This is a genomic window from Agromyces solani (assembly GCF_058349925.1).
Window position 1 is genome coordinate 1209817 of record NZ_JBYRER010000001.1, and the last position, 14213, is coordinate 1224029.

Genomic DNA, 14213 nt, shown 5'->3' on the forward strand with positions numbered 1-14213 from the left:
CGCCGCCCGCTCGCCTAAAGTGGTGGCGGAGTCCCGCCATGGCCACCATCCGCCACGTCGCGGGGCGACGGCCCGCAGCGTTCGCGCGAGACGAGGAGGTCACCGTGCTCGAGGCACTCGGGCTCGACGAGGAGCACACCGCGGTCTACCGGTGCGTGCTGCAGCAGCCGGCCGCATCGACCGCCGAGATCGGCTCCGTGCTCAGCATGTCGGTGCCCCGCGTGCGCTCGATCGCGGCCGACCTCGAGGGCCTCGGCCTGCTCGCTCGTCAGGGGTCGAATCGCGACCGGTTCGTCGCGTCGCCGCCGGCGATCTCGCTGCGACCGCTGTTGCTCGAACGCGAACGCGGGCTCACCCGGGCGCACGAGGCGCTCGCCGAGCTCGGTGAGCTCTATCGGAGCTCGGCCGACCAGCGCAGCGTCGCCGACGTCGTCGACGTCGTGATCGGCGACGACGCCGTGCGCCAGCGCGTCGCCCAGCTGCAGGCGGCGTCGACCGAGCAGGTGCGGGTGCTCGTGCTGCACGACGTCGCCGTGCTGGGCAACGAGGAGAACATCGAGGAGGACCGTGCGCTCGAGCGGGGCGTGCGCTACCGCGTCATCGTGGAGAGCGGCGTGCTCGAGCGGCCGGGCTGGCTCGCGGCGGCTCGCGCGATGACGGAGATCGGCGAGGAGATCCGGGTGCTGCCGTCGCTGCCGACGCGGATGTTCGTCGCCGACGACCAGATGGCGCTCGTGCCGATGCGCTCGCAGGGCGAGGATCGCGGATCCGGTGCGTTGCTCATCCATCCGAGCGGCCTGCTCGACCTCCTCATCGCGATCTTCGAGGAGTACTGGCGCACGGCGACCGCGTTCCTGCCGGTGGCCGCGCAGCCGACGGCCGACGACATCGACCGCGACCTCATCCGGTTGCTGCTGCTCGGCGTGACCGACGCGGGCGCCGCGTCGCAGCTCGGCATCTCACTGCGCACGTTGCAGCGACGGATCGCCGAGCTCATGGAGACGGCGGGGGTCACGAGCCGCATGCAGCTGGGGGCCGAGGCCGTGCGCCGGTCCTGGGTCTGACCGACGCGGGATGTCTCGGCCGCGCGCCGCCGATCGACGGGACGGCCCCGCGCGAGGCATCCACCCCGCAGCCGACTAGGCTGGAGGGCGCCATGTTGGAACTTGACCTCTCGCAGGAGATCGCCGCGCTCCGCGCCACCTTCGGCGACATCCGTACCGTGATCGACGTCGACGCGCTCGAGGCGCAGATCGCCGAGCTCTCCGAGCAGGCGGGCGCCCCCGACCTGTGGGACGACACCGCGAACGCCCAGAAGGTGACGAGCGCGCTCAGCCACCGTCAGGCCGAGCTCAAGCGCATCACCGAGGTCGGGCAGCGGCTCGACGACCTCGAGGTGCTCATCGACCTCGCCAACGAGATGGAGGACGAGGACTCGGCGGCCGAGGCCCGCAACGAGGTCGCGGCCCTCCAGAAGACGATCGGCGACCTCGAGGTGCAGACCCTCCTCGACGGCGAGTACGACGAGCGCGGGGCGGTCGTCACGATCCGCTCGGGCGCGGGCGGCGACGACGCGACCGACTTCGCCGAGATGCTCATGCGCATGTACCTGCGCTGGGCCGAGCGCCACGACTATCCGGTGAAGGTGCTCGACACCTCGTACGCCGAGGGTGCGGGCATCAAGTCGGCCACGTTCGAGATCGACTCCCCGTACGCCTACGGCACGCTCTCGGTCGAGGCGGGCACGCACCGTCTCGCGCGCATCAGCCCCTTCGGCGGCGCCGACAAGCGCCAGACGAGCTTCGCCGCGGTCGAGGTCATCCCGGTCATGGAGGAGGCGACCGAGGTCGACGTCCCCGAGAACGACATCCGCGTCGACGTGTTCCGCTCGTCGGGCCCGGGCGGCCAGTCGGTCAACACGACCGACTCGGCGGTGCGCATCACGCACATCCCGACCGGCATCGTCGTCTCGATGCAGAACGAGAAGTCGCAGATCCAGAACCGCGCCGCGGCCATGCGCGTGCTGCAGACCCGCCTCCTGCTCCTCAAGAAAGAGGAGGAAGCGGCCCAGAAGAAGGAGCTCGCCGGCACGATCACGGCGAGCTGGGGCGACCAGATGCGCTCGTACTTCCTCTACGGCCAGCAGCTCGTGAAAGACCTGCGCACCGGCTACGAGGTCGGCAACCCGGCGATCGTCTTCGACGGCGACCTCGACGGGCTCATCGCCGCGGGCATCAAGTGGCGCAAGCGCAAGAGCGACGACTGATTCGCATTCCGGGACGCGCTGCGTGCGCGTCGCTCTCGTGAATCACGCCGACCCTGCCTAGGCTCGAACACGATGATCCGCTTCGACTCCGTCACCAAGTCCTACCCCGGCCAATCCAGGCCCGCCCTGAACGACATCGGGGTCGAGATCCTGCGAGGCGAGTTCGTGTTCCTCGTGGGCGCCTCGGGTTCGGGCAAGTCGAGCTTCCTCCGGCTGATCCTGAAGGAGGAGAAGCCGACGAAGGGCAAGATCCACGTGCTGGGTCAGGACCTGGGCAAGATCTCCACCCGCAAGGTGCCGTACTTCCGGCGCGACCTCGGCGTCGTGTTCCAGGACTTCCGGCTGCTGCCCAACAAGTCGGTCTTCGAGAACGTCGCGTTCACCCTCCGGGTCATCGGCAAGTCGCGCGGCTTCATCCAGTCGGCCGTTCCCGAGACGCTGAAGCTCGTCGGGCTCGACGGCAAGGCCAAGCGCATGCCGCACGAGCTCTCGGGCGGTGAGCAGCAGCGCGTCGCGATCGCCCGAGCCATCGTCAACAAGCCGCAGATCCTGCTCGCCGACGAGCCCACCGGCAACCTCGACCCCGTGACGAGCGCGGGCATCATGACCCTCCTCGAGCGCATCAACGCCGGCGGCACGACCGTCGTCATGGCCACGCACGAGGCCGGCATCGTCGACCAGATGCGTCGCCGCGTCATCGAGCTCTCCGCGGGTGACATCGTGCGCGACGAGCGCAGCGCCGGCTACGACGGGCAGACGGTCCGCGACGTCGAGTACGTCCCCGAGCAGGGCGGCGAACCCGCTGCGGATGTCGCGACCGACGCCGAGCGCGTCGCCGCCGCGGTTCCGCCCGAGCCGGCCCAGCAGGCCGCGCCCGCCGCGCCTGCGGCGCCCGCCGCGACGATGGCGGCGACCGCGGCCGCCGCGCCCAAGGTCACCGCCGAGGTCATGCGCGACGCGGAGCCGCTCTACGTCGAGCCCGAGGCGACCGACGAGGTGACCGAGGCCGCAGCCGAGATCACGAAGGCCGCGACCGGCGCGATCGAGGTCGACCCCGAGAAGCTCGTGCCGAAGGAGAAGCCCGGGGCCGAGGCATCCGCCCCGTTGACCCTCGCCGAACGGCTGGGACTCAGGGCCCCGGGAGGCCCGCGGGAAGGCGACAGCGACCAGGAAGTGGGGCCGACGAAATGAGGGCCGGTCTCGTCCTTCGCGAGGCGGCGAACGGGCTTCGCCGCAACATCACCATGGTCATCTCGGTGGTGCTCGTCACGTTCATCTCGCTGACCTTCGTCGGCACTGCGGCACTCATGCAGCTGCAGATCGCCCAGATGAAGGGGTTCTGGTACGACCGGGCGCAGGTGGCGGTCTACCTCTGCACCGCGATGTCGACCGCGGCCGGCTGCGTCGACGGCGAGCCGACCGAGGAGCAGAAGGCGGCCGTCGAGGCGCAGCTGCGGTCCGACACCCTGGCGCCGTTCATCGACGAGTTCTACTTCGAAGACCACGAGCAGGCGTACGAGAACTTCCAGAAGCAGTTCGAGGGCACCCCGTCGGCCGACTACGTGACCCCCGACGTGCTGCCCGAGGCGTTCTGGGTGAACCTCATCGACCCGTCGCAGTCCGACGTCATCGTGGAGAGCCTCGCGGGCATGCCGGGCGTCGAGCAGGTCGTCGACCAGCGGCGCTACCTCGACCCGATCTTCGACGCGCTCAACGCGGCGAGCTACACGGCGATCGTGATCGCGGCGATCATGCTCGTCGCGGCCGCGCTGCTGATCGCCACGACGATCAGGCTGTCCGCGTTCTCGAGACGGCGCGAGCTCGGCATCATGCGGCTCGTCGGCGCCTCGAACCGGTTCATCCAGACGCCCTTCGTGCTCGAGGGCGTGTTCGCCGGGCTCGTCGGCTCATTGCTCGCGGGCGGCGCCGTGGTGGCGATCGTGGTGTTCTTCGTCCAGGGATACCTCTCGAAGAACCTCTCGCTCACCTTCGTCGACGCCGGGGACGCGCTGCTCGTCATGCCGCTGCTCGTGATCGTCGGCGTGCTGCTCGCCGCGGTCTCGGCGGGCATCGCCATCCGGCGGTACCTGCGCGTCTGAGTCCGCTAGACTGAACGGCTCGCCCGGCATCGGCCGGAGGCATCCATCAGCGTCAGCTCGATTCGCAAGGAGATCACCGTGCCCAGGGAACGCGGACAGAAGGTCGTCGCGACCAACCGCAAGGCGCGGCACGAGTACCTCATCGAGGACACCTACGAGGCCGGCCTCGTGCTGCAGGGCACCGAGGTGAAGTCGCTGCGCGAGGGGCGGGCGTCGCTCGTCGACGGCTACGCCTTCATCGACGGCGGCGAGATGTGGCTCGACGCGGTGCACATCCCCGAGTACACCGAGGGCACGTGGAACAACCACGCACCCCGTCGCAAGCGCAAGCTGCTGCTGCACAAGCAGGAGATCGTGAAGATCAGCCACCGCATCAAGGACGGGGGCTACACGCTCATCCCGCTCTCGATCTACTTCAGCGACGGCCGTGCGAAGGTCGAGCTCGCCATCGCCCGAGGCAAGCGCGAGTACGACAAGCGGCAGGCGCTGCGCGAGCGGCAGGACAAGCGCGAAGCCGACCGGGCGATGGCGAGCCGCCGTCACCTGGGGGAGTAGCCCGGCCTTCCCTGAGTGCCCTCTCGGGAGCCCGGGGGTAGGCTCGTCGCGATGAAGACGTCGATGCGCATCCCCGTTCCGGGTACGTACAACTTCCGAGATGTCGGCGGGCTGCCCGCACGCACGGGCACCGTGCGCGACGGCGTGCTCTACCGCTCCGACGGGCTGTTCCGGCTCGGCGAAGCCGGCAAGGCCGAACTGCGCGACCTCGGCGTCGGCATCGTGATCGACCTGCGCGACGACAACGAGGCGCGGGCCATGCCCGACGACCTCGACGGGCTCGAGGTCGAGGTGCTGCGGCTGCCGGTCTTCGAGGGGTCGGGCGCCTCGCAGGGCAAGGGGGGCATCTCGCTCGAGGCGCTGTACGACCGCATCGTCACCCAGCACGCGGGCGTCGTCGTCTCGGCGCTCCGCGAGATCGCGAGCGCGGGCGAGCGCTCGGTGATCGTGCACTGCACGGCGGGCAAGGACCGCACGGGTATCGTCGTGGCGCTCGCGCTCCTGGCCGTCGGCGTCGACCGCGAGGCCGTCGTCGACGACTACGCCCGCACCGAGGCGAACCTCGCGGGCGAGTGGCTCGAGGGCATGGTCGCCGTCATCGCGAAGTACGGCGTGCCCGACACCCCCGAGTTGCGCACGCTCATGGGCGGCAGCCCTCGTGAGGCGCTCGAGGGCGTGCTCGACACCGTCGAACGCGCGCACGGCTCGGTTCGCGAGTACCTGCTCGCCTCGGGGCTCGAACTCGGCGCCCTCGCCGCCCTCGAGCGCCTGCTCATCGTCGCCGACTGACTCCCCGCGTCAGGCCGGATCGGCGTGGAAGCGCGCCTCGACGGCGGCCTCGACGACGAGCACGGCGGGCGCGAACTCCGTGCCCGAAGCTCCGCCCGCGCTGTCGTACATCGTCATCGCCGCCTTCATGGCGCGCGGCGCCGGCGGCACGGGCTGCGCCGTGAGCAGGCCGGTGTCGGCGAGTTCGACCGGCGTCGGCGCGCCGAGCCCGAGCGCGGCGGCGTAGACCCGTGCCTTCGCCACGGCGTCCGCGACCGCTGCGCGCTGCGCGAGCTCCTGCACCCGTCGGCGCGTCGGCTCGGTCAGCCTCCAGTCGATGCCGTTGAGATCGACCGCCTCGCCGTCGGAGACGCGGCTCACCCACTCGCCGAGGCGGTCGAGGTCGCTGAAGACGATCTCGATCTCGGAGCTCGTCTGGTGCACGAGCGGCAGCTGCCGGCCCTCGTTGTTCCACGGGCGATGCGACCACACGCGCAGTTGGCCCGCCGCCCAGGTGTCGAGCGCGCCGGCCGCCTCGAGCTCGCGCACCTCGGCGATAACGCGTTCGCGCGCCTGCGCGGTGCGGGCGAGCGCGCTGTCGCGCTCGGGCTCGGACACGCCGACCGTCAGCGTGACCGCGGCGAGTTCGGGGTCGATCCGTTCTTCTGCAGTGCCGCGAACGGCGATGACGGTGGCCATGGAGCTCCTCACGAGGCATCCGCTCGAGGGACGGGAATGGCGGAGCGGCGGCGCCTGTTCTAGACTGTAAGGCCGCGCACCCATAACTTCTCGGTTGAGGGTCGCGACTCTTGGAAACTCCACAGCGTGCGACAACGGTCCGTCGAACTCGTTCGACGTCACATGGGGATGATCGGTTTCGACATCGCCTGTGTGCCCACGAGAAGCGGGCCGAGGATGCAGGGTTATCTCGTGAACGCTCCCTGCGAACAAATAACTGCCAATAAGAAGCAGTCCGACTTCGCCCTCGCTGCCTAAGCGAGCTCGATAGTCCGTCAGTCCGGGTTCGTTCCCGCCCCGGTCACTGACGTCATCTAGGGAACTTGCTGCGCGTCGTCGCCTGAGCGACGTGCGGGACTTCTTCAGGCTGGGCCCGTCGACTCAGGTGCCTGTGGCAAGAGTCGGGGCCGAGCAGAACGCCCTCACAGGCTGCGCCCGGAGAAGACGTGGAATCTCAGCGATGGACGGGGGTTCAATTCCCCCCATCTCCACCACCAGGCCGTTGTCGCACGCTGCGGAAACCGTTGAACGCCCGGCCCCTCCTCTCGGAGCGGCCGGGCGTTCTGCGTCGGGGGTGGTACGGGTCGGGTACGGATGACGTGCGGGCTCAGTCGGTGAACGCGCCCCCGCAGTAGTCGCAGTCGGGCTCGGGGCAGTACCAGTTCTGGGGCTGGTGCTCGTCCATCGTCGGATCCTTCGTCGGGGCTGCGCGCGTGGGGGATGCGTCGCGATGGTTGAAGATCCTGTCAGTCGCCGGGCCGGTTGCCATATGGCCGTGTCGGTGAACTTCTCTGTGCCGATTGTCCATCGTGTCCATGGCCGAGCGGATTCCGCCGGCGGAATACGAACGTCCTTCGCCTCACCGCCCGGAGGTGCTGTCGTCGCGGCTCGTTAGCATTGGCCTCATGCCGTACATCGCCGATGCCGCCCGCTACGAACGAATGCCCCACCGCCGCACCGGCCGATCCGGCCTGCAGCTGCCGTTGCTCTCGCTCGGGCTCTGGCAGAACTTCGGCGACGATCGGCCGCTCGAGTCGCAGCGGGCGATCGTGCGCCGGGCCTTCGACCTCGGCATCACCCACTTCGACCTCGCGAACAACTACGGCCCGCCCTACGGTGCCGCCGAGGCGAACTTCGGCCGCATCCTCGCGAGCGACCTCGCGCCGTATCGCGACGAGATCGTCGTCTCGACGAAGGCCGGGTGGGACATGTGGCCCGGCCCGCACGGCGTCGGGGGCAGCCGCAAGTACCTCGTCGCGAGCCTCGACCGCTCGCTGGCCGACCTCGGGCTCGGCTACGTCGACATCTTCTACCACCACCGTCCCGACCCGGGCACCCCGCTGGAGGAGACGGCCGCGGCGCTCGACCACGTCGTGCGGCAGGGCAAGGCGCTCTACGTCGGCATCTCGTCGTATTCGGCCGAGCAGAGCCGCGAGATGGCGCGCTTGCTCGCGGAGCGCGGCACGCCGCTCACGATCCACCAGCCCTCGTATTCGATGCTCAACCGCTGGATCGAGACCGACGGGCTGCTCGAGGCGGCCGTCGACGACGGGTTCGGGGTCATCGGTTTCACGGCGCTCGCGCAGGGGCTGCTCACCGGCAAGTACCTCGGCGGCATCCCCGAGGGCTCCCGTGCGGCCTCCGACGGCTCGCTCGACCGCTCGATGCTCTCCGACGAGACCCTCGAGCGCATCCGCGGCCTCGACGCGGTGGCGCGCAGCCGGGGCCAGTCGCTGGCGCAGCTCGCGCTCGCCTGGGCGCTCCGAGACGAGCGGGTGACGAGTCTCGTCGTCGGCGCCTCGAGCGTGCGCCAGCTCGAAGAGAATGCGGCCGCCGTCGATCGGCTCGACTTCACGCCCGACGAGCTCGCCGAGATCGACCGGTTCGCCGGCGACGCCGGCATCGACCTCTGGGCCGACGCCCGCGGTGGCGGTCCGCTGCCCGAGCTGCGTCCCTGAGCGCGGCGCGCGGCGGGCTCACGCCTCCCGCGCCGCCCCCCGGAGCATCTCCGCGGCACGCCGCACGGCCGGGTGCGTGCGCATCGAGCGCTTGACCCGCAGCATGATGCGGCGTCGTGCCGCGTCGTCGGTGATCGGGCGCATCACCACCCCGGCGGGTAGGTCGATCGCGCCGAGCCGGGGCAGCACGGTGATGCCGACGCCGTGCTCGACGTAGTCGAACGCGCTCGCGTAGTCGGGCGCGCGGAGCCGGAACTGCGGGGCGAACCCCACGGCGGCGCAGGCGGCGACCACGATCTCGCGGCACGGGCCGCGCTCGTCGTCGTTGTCGATCCACGGCTCGTGCTCGAGCTCGATGAGGCCGACCGAGGTGCGGGTCGCGAGCGGGTGGTCGGTCGGCAGGACCACGACGTAGCCCTCGGACTTCAGCTCTTCGAGGTCGTACCCGTCGGAGGAGCCCTCGGCGACCGCGGGATCGCGGTCGCCGCGCACCGATTCGGCGACGTAGAGCTCGAGGTCGGGATCGGCGGCGTGCTGCCCGCGCCGCTCGACCATGGAGAGCTCGAGCCGCAGGTCGGGGTGCCGGCGCACGAGGTCGGCGATGACCGGCGGCATCCAGGCGCGATTCGCCGACATGAAGCTGCCGATGCGCAGGGTGCCGCTGCGGCCGGCGCGGAGGTCGTCGACCGCGCCGTCGAAGTCGGCGAGGTGATCGAGTACGCGAGCCGCACGATCGGCGACGGCGACGCCGGCGGACGTCGGCACGATGCCCCGACCGTGCCGCTCGACGAGCGTGAGCCCGGTCTCGCGCTGCAGCGCGCTCACGTGCTGGCTCACGGCAGAGGCCGTGTAGCCGAGACGTTCGGCGGCGCGATTGATGGAGCCGGTCTGCACGACCGTGCGGAAGACCTGGAGGCGGTGCGGGTCGACCATGGATCAATCGTACAGTCGGGCTTAATCAATGCCAAGGATCGTTCGCTTGTGCTCAGGCGATGCGATCGCCGAGGCTGGAGGCATGCCGAACGCCGCACCGATCCTCGCCCCACCGCCCGTCTCGACCCCGTCGAGCCCCGGCGCCCGCTGGAAGGTGCTCGCGGCGATGCTCGTCGTGCTCGTCCTCTGGGCCTCGGCGTTCATCGCCATCCGCTTCGTCGGCGACGAGATCTCGCCGGGCCCGCTCGCCCTCGGCCGACAGCTCGTCGGAACCGCGGCCCTCGTCGTCGTCGCCCTCGTGCGGCGCCCGCCGTTTCCGCGCGGTCGCGCGCTCGCGCTCGTGGCGCTCTACGGGGTGCTCTGGTTCGCCGGGTACACCCTCGTGCTGAACCTCGCCGAGCGCCACCTCGACGCCGGTACGGCGGCCATGCTCGTGAACATCGCGCCGCTCATCGTCGCGGTCGCGGCCGGGGTGTTCCTCAAGGAGGGCTTCCCGCGGTCGCTCGTCGTCGGAATGCTCGTCGCCTTCGCCGGCGTCGTGCTCATCGCGACCGGCGGCGTCGGCAACCACGCCGACCCGCTCGGCATCGTGCTCGGGTTGCTCGCGGCCCTGCTGTACGCCCTCGGCGTGCTCGTGCAGAAGGTCGCGCTGCGCGACACCGACGCGCTGAGCGCGACGTGGGTGGGCTGTGCGATCGGTGCCGCGGCCCTGCTGCCCTTCCTGCCGCAGACGGTCGTCGAGGTCGGCTCCGCACCGGCACCGGCGGTCTGGGCGATGGTCTATCTCGGCATCTTCCCGTCGGCCGTCGCGTTCCTGCTGTGGGCCTACGTGCTCAAGCGGAGCCCCGCGGGCGTCACCGCGTCGGCCACCCTCGCCGTCCCCGCGATCGTGGTGCTGCTCGGCTGGCTGCTGCTCGGCGAGCTGCCGACGCTCCTCGGCATGATCGGCGGGGCGCTCTGCCTCATCGGCGTCGCGTGGAGCCGGCGGCCCGCTCGTCCGACCCGTCGGTGAACGAGCGGATGCCTCGTGGCCGGCGCCGGCCACGAGGCATCCGCGATCGGATCAGCGCACGGCGGGGAGCACCTCGGCGCCGATGAGTTCGAGGTGGTCGAGGTCGCGCACGTCGACGAGCTGCAGGTAGACCCGATCGGCGCCGAGCTCGCGCAGTCGCGCGATCTTCTCGATCGCCGCGGCGGGGGTGCCCGCGATATTCACCTCGGCGAAGTCGTCGGGGTCCTCATCGATCGCCGCGAGCCGGCGCAGGTAGTCGGCGTCGTTCGTCGCGACGACCGTCGGCAGCGCGACCGAGAGTCGCATCGTCGCGGGGTCGCGGCCGATCGCCTCGCACGCGCGCCGCACGCGGTCGAAGGCGGCGGCGATGTCGTCCTCCGACCGGAAGCCGAGGTTGAACTCGGTCGCGAAGCGCGCCGCGAGCTCGGGCGTGCGCCTGGCGCCGGCGCCGCCGATGACGACCGGCACCCGGTTCTGCACCGGCTTCGGCAGGGCGGGCGCGCCGCCGAGCTCGTAGTGCTCGCCCGCGTAGTCGAACGTCGAGCCGACGGGCGTCGACCAGAGCCCGGTGATCACCTCGAGCTGCTCCTCGAACAGGTCGAAGCGCTTCGGCGGGAACGGGATGCCGTACGCGGTGTGCTCCTCGGCGAACCATCCGGTGCCGAGGCCGAACTCGACCCGCCCGCCCGACATCGCGTCCACCTGGGCGACCTGGATCGCGAGGAGCGACGGGTGCCGGAACGTCGCCGACGACACGAGCGTGCCGAGCCGGATGCGCTCGGTCTCGCGGGCGAGTCCCGCGAGCGTCACCCACGCGTCGGTCGGGCCCGGCAGCGGGTCGCCGTCGCCCATGCGCAGGAAGTGGTCGGAGCGGAACCAGCCGTCGAAGCCGAGGCGCTCGGCGGCCTGCGCCTGGGCGAGCTGCTCGTCGTAGCTCGCGCCCTGCTGGGGTTCGGTGAAGACGACGAACTCCATGCCCGTCACGCCTGCTCGCGCAGGGCGTCGAGCACGACGTCGTGCAGTCGGCCGTTCGTCGCGAGCGCCGAGCCGTGCCACGGTCCGGGTTCGCCGGTGATCGACGTGAACCGCCCGCCCGCCTCCTCGACGATCGGCACGAGGGCCGCGAGGTCGTAGGGCTTCACGTCGAACTCGCCCGTCACGTCGATGAGGCCCTCGGCGAGCAGCATGTACGACCACAGGTCGCCGTACGCGCGGTCGCGCCAGACCCGCTCGGCGAGCGCGAGCAGGCGGTCGAGATAACCCGCGTCGCGCCACTGCGCGATGCTCTGGAAGCTCAGCGAGGCGTCGGCGAGGTCGGCCACGGCCGACACGGCGATGCGCCGCGGCGCCTGCCCCGGGGCATCCGTGGTGAACGCCCCCGCACCGCGCGACGCCCACCAGCGACGACCCATCGCGGGGGAGGAGGCGACGCCGACCACCGGTACGCCGTCGATCGCGAGCGAGATGAGCGCGCCCCACACGGGCACGCCGCGCATGAAGTTCGAGGTGCCGTCGATCGGGTCGACGATCCACTGCCGCGTCGTGTCGCCGGAGGTGCCGAACTCCTCGCCGAGGATGCCGTCGGCCGGGCGCGCCTCGGCCAGCCGCTCGCGGATGATGCGCTCGACGGCGAGGTCGGCCTCGGTCACGAACGTGCGGTCGGGCTTCGTCGACACATCGAGGTCGACGGCGCGGAACTTCGCGATCGCGACGGCGTCGGCGAGGTCGGCGAGTTCGAGGGCGAGCGCGAGGTCGGCGGCGAGATCTGCAGTGGTGGTTTCGGCGGCATCGGTCACGTCGATCAGGCTATCGGGCGACGGTGAACACGCCGTGTCGTGCTCGATTGGCGCAGCGGCGATCGACCTGATAACGTTGACGCTCGGTTCGGTTGTTGAAAAACAGCCCCGAATCAATGCACCTCTAGCTCAATCGGCAGAGCAACTGACTCTTAATCAGTGGGTTCAGGGTTCAAGTCCCTGGGGGTGCACCAAGTTGGCCCGGAACTTCGCGGATGCGAGGTTCCGGGCCTTCGTCGTTCACGCCGGGTCCACGTGCACTCGCGCGCGGGAGGTCATCGCGACGCACGCCCTGCGCATCGCGGGAGATCAGCCCGCTCGAGCCCGTCTTCTAGGTCGACATGCCCTGCTTCGCCCGCTTCGAGCGGTGCGTGAGATCCGCCTTGCCCACGAGCGGTTGCACGTCGACGCCGACAGTGGTCGGCTGGTTCGGTTCCGTCGGGATCGGTGACGTCTCGAGGTTCTCGGCGACGAGCTCGACGCCGCCGGTCGAGTTCGCGGACCGCATGAGGTCGTTGATCCAGTCGAAGTTCAACACCGGGCGGTCGGGTACGTCGAACACGAATCTCAGGGGCAGGGCGGGGTTCATCCAGATGGTGGAGCGCCCGCGTGGCTGATCATCGGGATGCTTCCAGGACATGGTGAAGCTCTCGCCGCGCCGCAGTTTCGTGATGAGTGCCACCTTCAGGTGGGCCAGCGCGCGATCCTCGATCCCGATCGGGGTCTGCGAATCGCCATAATAGAGAGTTCCCATCTCTGGACGCTACGCCGCTTCCATCCGTGTGCCCTGAACGAGGGACGTTCGGTGCGATGTCGTGCCGGGGGCTTGTGCAACGCGGCGAAAGGTGCAGGGGCGGCGACGCGCAGGGCGAACCGAGTGCACGAGGTTCGTCATCGCGTTCGAGTTCGCGGACCGACGTCGGGCTTCGACGCTTGTCAAGGGGTCGCGTACAACGGCCGGCTGCGTTGGCATGGAGATGTCGTGATGCAGGGGGGCAGAGCGACGGCAGGCTGGCTCGGTCCGGGAGTAGTGACCCGCTACGGCATACCTCCCAAGGTGCGGATCCGGGTCAGCCTGCTTCCGTGGGCACCATTCATGGCGCGAGCATAGGGCGCGACGGGCTGGTGCATCCAGATGTCCCGGCGCCGAAATCGCGAGGGCTGGACCCCGAGGCGCCATTCCACTCGTCGCCGGCGGTCAGGCGCTCCGCGGCGTCACGGCATCATGCCGCCCTTCATCTGCCGCATCGACTTCTCGCGCTCGACGTCGACCGAGTTCGCGACGTCGGTGCCGCCGGGCGCGGGGCGGCTCGTGCGGCCGGCCTTGCGGCGGCGCGTGTACACCCACTGCCCGACCGCCCATACGGCCACGAATACGGCGATCGCCGACCAACCGGTCCAGTCCACCATGCACCTCCGCGTGAGTGAGGCTCACACTACTGGGAGGCAGCGGCGCGACGGTAGTGACGCAGCGGGGATTCTCCCGCCCGGGACTCAGTCGTCGAAGCCCCGGGCGATGAGCGCCTCGCCGAGGTGGTCGGCGGTGCGGAGCGCACGCACGATGACGGGCACCGCGAGTGCCATGATCGAGCCTTCGGCACCGCGGGCCTTGCGCGCTTCGAGGACTTCGCGCACGATGTCGGCGAGCAGCGGCACGCAGCGGATCGCGAGGGCGAGCGCGAGTCCGACCCGGTCGGCGTCGACCCACCGCCGGAGCGGTCGCAGCATCAGCTGCATCGCGTCGAGCGTCGCGGTGACGGGCGTCGTGAGCGTGTAGAGCGCGGCGAGGGCGACCGCGATGACGAGCCGGATCGCCATGGTCGCGGCCGATTCCCATCCGGAGAACAGCCACTGCACGGGCACGGCGAACGCGAGCACCCAGAGGATCGGCGCGATCTGCGGCCACACGGCCCGGGCCGGCAGGCGCGCCAGGAGGAACAGCACGAAGGTCGCGCCGGCGGCGATGCCGAGCGCGGCGAGCGACGTCTGCAGCGCGACGACGGTGACGAACACCGCGAGCAGCCCGAGCTTGAGCAGCGCGGGCGCCCGGTGCACGAGCGAGTCGCCGGGGTGGAAGACGCCGATCAT

The 14213-nt window shown here is 70.6% G+C and carries 16 protein-coding genes, 1 tRNA gene and 1 other RNA gene; 10 read left to right on the forward strand and 8 right to left on the reverse strand.

The genetic code is table 11. The features are described from left to right. Nucleotides 1-38 precede the first annotated feature (38 nt). From AC3RJ7_RS05565 to AC3RJ7_RS05590, 6 genes are all read left to right on the forward strand, one after another. Nucleotides 39-1064, forward strand: a complete 1026-nt coding sequence (locus AC3RJ7_RS05565) for a TrmB family transcriptional regulator (protein WP_491454817.1) — start codon at nucleotides 39-41, stop codon at nucleotides 1062-1064. A gap of 92 nt (nucleotides 1065-1156) precedes the next feature. After that, a complete protein-coding gene (prfB, locus tag AC3RJ7_RS05570) occupies nucleotides 1157-2266 on the forward strand; it encodes a peptide chain release factor 2 (RefSeq protein ID WP_491454818.1) in 1110 nt (369 codons plus the stop codon). Between the two features lie 72 nt (nucleotides 2267-2338). Further along, nucleotides 2339-3457: a cell division ATP-binding protein FtsE gene (gene ftsE, locus AC3RJ7_RS05575; protein WP_491454819.1), complete on the forward strand. Its 1119-nt coding sequence runs from the start codon at nucleotides 2339-2341 to the stop codon at nucleotides 3455-3457. Continuing rightward, entirely contained in the window at nucleotides 3454-4365 is a 912-nt protein-coding gene (ftsX, locus tag AC3RJ7_RS05580) for a permease-like cell division protein FtsX (RefSeq protein WP_491454820.1), read from the forward strand. Before ftsE ends, ftsX begins: the two co-directional genes overlap by 4 nt. A 78-nt stretch (nucleotides 4366-4443) precedes the next feature. Beyond that, nucleotides 4444-4920 (forward strand): SsrA-binding protein SmpB, encoded by a 477-nt coding sequence (gene smpB, locus AC3RJ7_RS05585; protein WP_491454821.1) that lies wholly within the window; start codon nucleotides 4444-4446, stop codon nucleotides 4918-4920. 51 nt (nucleotides 4921-4971) lie between these two features. After that, complete coding sequence (locus AC3RJ7_RS05590) at nucleotides 4972-5709, forward strand: tyrosine-protein phosphatase (RefSeq protein ID WP_491454822.1); 738 nt, start codon at nucleotides 4972-4974, stop codon at nucleotides 5707-5709. A gap of 9 nt (nucleotides 5710-5718) precedes the next feature. Here the strand turns inward: AC3RJ7_RS05590 and AC3RJ7_RS05595 are convergent, their stop codons facing one another. Beyond that, nucleotides 5719-6387, reverse strand: a complete 669-nt coding sequence (locus tag AC3RJ7_RS05595) for an SIMPL domain-containing protein (RefSeq protein WP_491454823.1) — start codon at nucleotides 6385-6387, stop codon at nucleotides 5719-5721. A 164-nt stretch (nucleotides 6388-6551) separates the two neighbouring features. Here AC3RJ7_RS05595 and ssrA point away from each other — a divergent pair. After that, nucleotides 6552-6920: a transfer-messenger RNA gene (ssrA, locus tag AC3RJ7_RS05600) on the forward strand. 113 nt (nucleotides 6921-7033) lie between these two features. On the opposite strand, the gene AC3RJ7_RS05605 is transcribed toward ssrA, so the two are convergent. Next, on the reverse strand, nucleotides 7034-7195 hold the full coding sequence (locus tag AC3RJ7_RS05605; RefSeq protein ID WP_491454824.1) for a hypothetical protein: 162 nt from the start codon (nucleotides 7193-7195) through the stop codon (nucleotides 7034-7036). 136 nt (nucleotides 7196-7331) lie between these two features. Between AC3RJ7_RS05605 and mgrA the strand changes: the two genes are divergently transcribed. Further along, entirely contained in the window at nucleotides 7332-8384 is a 1053-nt protein-coding gene (gene mgrA, locus AC3RJ7_RS05610) for an L-glyceraldehyde 3-phosphate reductase (RefSeq protein ID WP_491454825.1), read from the forward strand. 18 nt (nucleotides 8385-8402) lie between these two features. Here the strand turns inward: mgrA and AC3RJ7_RS05615 are convergent, their stop codons facing one another. Further along, a complete protein-coding gene (locus tag AC3RJ7_RS05615; protein WP_491454826.1) occupies nucleotides 8403-9317 on the reverse strand; it encodes a LysR family transcriptional regulator in 915 nt (304 codons plus the stop codon). A gap of 82 nt (nucleotides 9318-9399) precedes the next feature. Here AC3RJ7_RS05615 and AC3RJ7_RS05620 point away from each other — a divergent pair, with 82 nt between their 5' ends. Continuing rightward, on the forward strand, nucleotides 9400-10329 hold the full coding sequence (locus tag AC3RJ7_RS05620; protein WP_491454827.1) for a DMT family transporter: 930 nt from the start codon (nucleotides 9400-9402) through the stop codon (nucleotides 10327-10329). Nucleotides 10330-10380: 51 nt separating this feature from the next. On the opposite strand, the gene AC3RJ7_RS05625 is transcribed toward AC3RJ7_RS05620, so the two are convergent. Both AC3RJ7_RS05625 and AC3RJ7_RS05630 read right to left on the reverse strand, forming a co-directional pair. Beyond that, the gene (locus AC3RJ7_RS05625; protein WP_491454828.1) at nucleotides 10381-11304 is read right to left on the reverse strand and encodes an LLM class F420-dependent oxidoreductase; all 924 of its coding nucleotides are present in this window, start codon (nucleotides 11302-11304) and stop codon (nucleotides 10381-10383) included. A gap of 5 nt (nucleotides 11305-11309) precedes the next feature. Next, the gene (locus AC3RJ7_RS05630) at nucleotides 11310-12125 is read right to left on the reverse strand and encodes an inositol monophosphatase family protein (protein ID WP_491454829.1); all 816 of its coding nucleotides are present in this window, start codon (nucleotides 12123-12125) and stop codon (nucleotides 11310-11312) included. Between the two features lie 118 nt (nucleotides 12126-12243). Here AC3RJ7_RS05630 and AC3RJ7_RS05635 point away from each other — a divergent pair. Next, nucleotides 12244-12319: transfer RNA gene (locus AC3RJ7_RS05635), tRNA-Lys, on the forward strand. Nucleotides 12320-12456: 137 nt separating this feature from the next. Here AC3RJ7_RS05635 and AC3RJ7_RS05640 read toward each other — a convergent pair. From AC3RJ7_RS05640 to AC3RJ7_RS05650, 3 genes are all read right to left on the reverse strand, one after another. Further along, nucleotides 12457-12879, reverse strand: a complete 423-nt coding sequence (locus AC3RJ7_RS05640) for a DUF7882 family protein (protein WP_491454830.1) — start codon at nucleotides 12877-12879, stop codon at nucleotides 12457-12459. Nucleotides 12880-13340: 461 nt separating this feature from the next. Beyond that, nucleotides 13341-13535: a hypothetical protein gene (locus tag AC3RJ7_RS05645; RefSeq protein ID WP_491454831.1), complete on the reverse strand. Its 195-nt coding sequence runs from the start codon at nucleotides 13533-13535 to the stop codon at nucleotides 13341-13343. An 84-nt stretch (nucleotides 13536-13619) separates the two neighbouring features. Further along, nucleotides 13620-14213 (reverse strand): energy-coupling factor transporter transmembrane component T family protein, encoded by a 594-nt coding sequence (locus tag AC3RJ7_RS05650; protein WP_491454832.1) that lies wholly within the window; start codon nucleotides 14211-14213, stop codon nucleotides 13620-13622.

What these genes read in the sequence shown, in the direction of transcription:
- AC3RJ7_RS05650 (WP_491454832.1), bottom strand. Translation starts at nt 14,213, where the DNA reads ATGATCGGCGTCTTCCACCCCGGCGACTCGCTCGTGCACCGGGCGCCC.
- AC3RJ7_RS05565 (WP_491454817.1), top strand. Translation starts at nt 39, where the DNA reads ATGGCCACCATCCGCCACGTCGCGGGGCGACGGCCCGCAGCGTTCGCG.
- prfB (WP_491454818.1), top strand. Translation starts at nt 1,157, where the DNA reads ATGTTGGAACTTGACCTCTCGCAGGAGATCGCCGCGCTCCGCGCCACC.
- AC3RJ7_RS05590 (WP_491454822.1), top strand. Translation starts at nt 4,972, where the DNA reads ATGAAGACGTCGATGCGCATCCCCGTTCCGGGTACGTACAACTTCCGA.
- AC3RJ7_RS05640 (WP_491454830.1), bottom strand. Translation starts at nt 12,879, where the DNA reads ATGGGAACTCTCTATTATGGCGATTCGCAGACCCCGATCGGGATCGAG.
- AC3RJ7_RS05625 (WP_491454828.1), bottom strand. Translation starts at nt 11,304, where the DNA reads ATGGAGTTCGTCGTCTTCACCGAACCCCAGCAGGGCGCGAGCTACGAC.
- AC3RJ7_RS05605 (WP_491454824.1), bottom strand. Translation starts at nt 7,195, where the DNA reads ATGGCAACCGGCCCGGCGACTGACAGGATCTTCAACCATCGCGACGCA.
- ftsE (WP_491454819.1), top strand. Translation starts at nt 2,339, where the DNA reads ATGATCCGCTTCGACTCCGTCACCAAGTCCTACCCCGGCCAATCCAGG.
- AC3RJ7_RS05645 (WP_491454831.1), bottom strand. Translation starts at nt 13,535, where the DNA reads ATGGTGGACTGGACCGGTTGGTCGGCGATCGCCGTATTCGTGGCCGTA.
- AC3RJ7_RS05595 (WP_491454823.1), bottom strand. Translation starts at nt 6,387, where the DNA reads ATGGCCACCGTCATCGCCGTTCGCGGCACTGCAGAAGAACGGATCGAC.
- AC3RJ7_RS05620 (WP_491454827.1), top strand. Translation starts at nt 9,400, where the DNA reads ATGCCGAACGCCGCACCGATCCTCGCCCCACCGCCCGTCTCGACCCCG.
- mgrA (WP_491454825.1), top strand. Translation starts at nt 7,332, where the DNA reads ATGCCGTACATCGCCGATGCCGCCCGCTACGAACGAATGCCCCACCGC.
- ftsX (WP_491454820.1), top strand. Translation starts at nt 3,454, where the DNA reads ATGAGGGCCGGTCTCGTCCTTCGCGAGGCGGCGAACGGGCTTCGCCGC.
- AC3RJ7_RS05615 (WP_491454826.1), bottom strand. Translation starts at nt 9,317, where the DNA reads ATGGTCGACCCGCACCGCCTCCAGGTCTTCCGCACGGTCGTGCAGACC.